This window comes from Chloroflexus sp. MS-G, assembly GCF_000735195.1.
Lineage (GTDB): Bacteria > Chloroflexota > Chloroflexia > Chloroflexales > Chloroflexaceae > Chloroflexus.
Map to the genome: position 1 here is coordinate 1 of NZ_JPIM01000221.1, position 2,582 is coordinate 2,582.

The window sequence follows — 2,582 nt, forward strand, 5'->3', positions numbered from 1 at the left end:
CGCCTCAGCCGGGTGGGTCGCTCCTGAGTAGGTCCGGGCACGAAGAACCCGGGCTGAAGCTGGGCAGACCACTGTCCAAGGCAACCTACACGCAGTGACCGATAGCGCACAGTACCGTGAGGGAACGGTGAAAAGTACCCCGGTGAGGGGAGTGAAAGAGACCCTGAAATCGTGTGCTTCCACGCCGTGGGAGCCGGTACTACCGGTGACCGCGTGCCTTTTGGAGTATGATCCGGCGAGTTATCCTCGGTGGCGTGGTTAAGGCAGTGCCAGCCGGAGCCGGAGTGAACGCGAGCCTGAAACGGGCGACCGTCGCCGGGGATAGACCCGAAACCGTGTGAGCTACCCATGGCCAGGCTGAAGCGTCCCTAACAGGACGTGGAGGGCCGCACCGGTGTCTGTTGCAAAAGGCTCGGATGAGCTGTGGGTAGGGGTGAAATGCCAATCGAACACGGAGATAGCTGGTTCTCCCCGAAATGTATTGAGGTACAGCCGCGGCTCTGGTTCCCCTGGAGGTAGAGCCCTGTTGTTGTGCGGGGGCTTCACCGCTTACCAAGCGACGGCAAACTGCAAATGCCAGGGGAACGCACCGCGCGTGAGACGGCGGGTGCGAACATCCGTCGTCGAGAGGGAAACAACCCAGACCGCCAGCTAAGGTCCCCCAGTCATCGCTGAGTGGGAAAGGTTGTGGCGCCGCTCAGACAACCAGGAGGTTGGCTTAGAAGCAGCCATCCTTGAAAGAGTGCGTAACAGCTCACTGGTCAAGCAGCGCTGCGCCGACGCTGTACCGGGGCAAAGCGATGCACCGAAGCTGCGGGTTTGCCATCGGCAAACGGTAGGGGAGCGTCGTCGTCGCAGCGAAGGCGGCGCGGAAGCGTCGCTGGAGTGACGACGAGTGCGAATGCCGGAATGAGTAACGGAGAAGCGATGTCGCAATCATCGCCACCGAACGTCTAAGGGTTCTGCCGCACGGGTGCACCGCGGCAGGGTAGTCGGGCCTAAGGGGACGGCACACGCCTGACCTGATGGACAACAGGTTGATAGTCCTGTACCGTGGAGCGGTCGCTTGACCAATGCCGGATGCTGAGGGGTAGTCGCCGCGGCGAGACGAGCGCCGTCCAAGCCGGTAGGGAGCCGCACGACGCAAATCCGTGCGGCGGTGACCGAGAGGCGAGTGAAAGGGGGGCGGACCTCCGCCTCCCAATGGCGAGGCGCCTGTGCAGCCAAGAAAGGCCGGCTCGGGAGACCCTCCACGCCCGTACCGCAAACCGACACCGGTAGACAGGTCGAGGAGACCAAGGTGGACGAGTGACCCCCGGTTAAGGAACTCGGCAAATTGACCCCGTACCTTCGGAAGAAGGGGTGCTGCGGGTAGCGTGAAACCCCTGGCGGGTGGAGCGCGAGGCAGCCGCAGGGTCCAGGCCCGGGCGACTGGTTACCAGAACCACAGCTCCCTGCTCAAGCCGAAAGGCGACGTATAGGGGGTGATGCCTGCCCAGTGCCGGAAGGTTAAGGGGCGGGGTGCAAGCTCCAAACCGAAGCCCCGGTAAACGGCGGCTGTAACTATAACAGTCCTAAGGTAGCGAAATTCCTTGTCGGGTAAGTTCCGACCCGCACGAAAGGCATAACGACCTGGGCACTGTCTCGACCGGGGGCTCGGTGAAATTGCAGTGGCCGTGAAGATGCGGCCACCTCAGAGCGGGACAAAAAGACCCCGTGGAGCTTTACTACAGCTTGCCATCGGGTAGCGGAGGCCGATGCGGAGGATAGGTGGGAGGCGGAGAAGGCTGGCTTGCGGGCTGGCTGGAGCCGACGGTGAAATACCACTCTTCGGTCTGCGCTGCCCTCACCCGCTACAGGCGGGGACGGTGGCTGGTGGGTAGTTTGACTGGGGCGGTCGCCTCCTAAAGGGTAACGGAGGCGCGCAACGGCGCCCTCAGGCGGGATGGTCATCCGCTGCGGAGTGCAACGGCAGAAGGGCGCTTGACTGCGAGGCAGACCGGCCGAGCAGGGATGAAAGTCGGCCGTAGTGATCCCACAGGACCGGGTGGAAGGCCTGTGGCTTAACGGATAAAAGCTACCCCGGGGATAACAGGCTCAGACCGCCCAAGAGTTCATATCGACGGCGGAGCGTGGCACCTCGATGTCGGCTCGTCGCATCCTGGGGCTGGAGTAGGTCCCAAGGGTTGGGCTGTTCGCCCATGAAAGCGGCACGCGAGCTGGGTTCAGAACGTCGTGAGACAGTTCGGTCTCTATCCGCTCTGAGCGCCTAGAGCAGTGCGCGGGGCTGGCCCTAGTACGAGAGGACCGGGCTGGACGGACCGCTGGTGGAGGAGTTGTAGGGCGTCCTGCAGGCTCCGTAGCTATGTCCGGGAGTGAGAACCGCTGAAAGCATCTAAGTGGGAAACACGCCGCAAGACGACTGCTCTCACAGCGCAAGGCTGGTAAGCCCCCCGCGAGATGAGCGGGCCAAGCGGCCGGAGCTGGAGGCGGGGTGACCCGTAGAGGCGACCGGTGCGCAGGGGCGAGGGCTTCCTTCCGTCACGGCGAACCGACCGGCAGCAGGAAAACAGGGTGCACGA

Annotated in this window: 1 rRNA gene; it reads left to right on the plus strand. The window is 63.4% G+C overall.

Annotated elements, in window-relative coordinates:
* Nucleotides 1-2,540, plus strand: a 23S ribosomal RNA gene (locus JE47_RS0119950); the annotation flags it as partial.
* Between the last annotated feature and the right edge of the window lie 42 nt (nucleotides 2,541-2,582).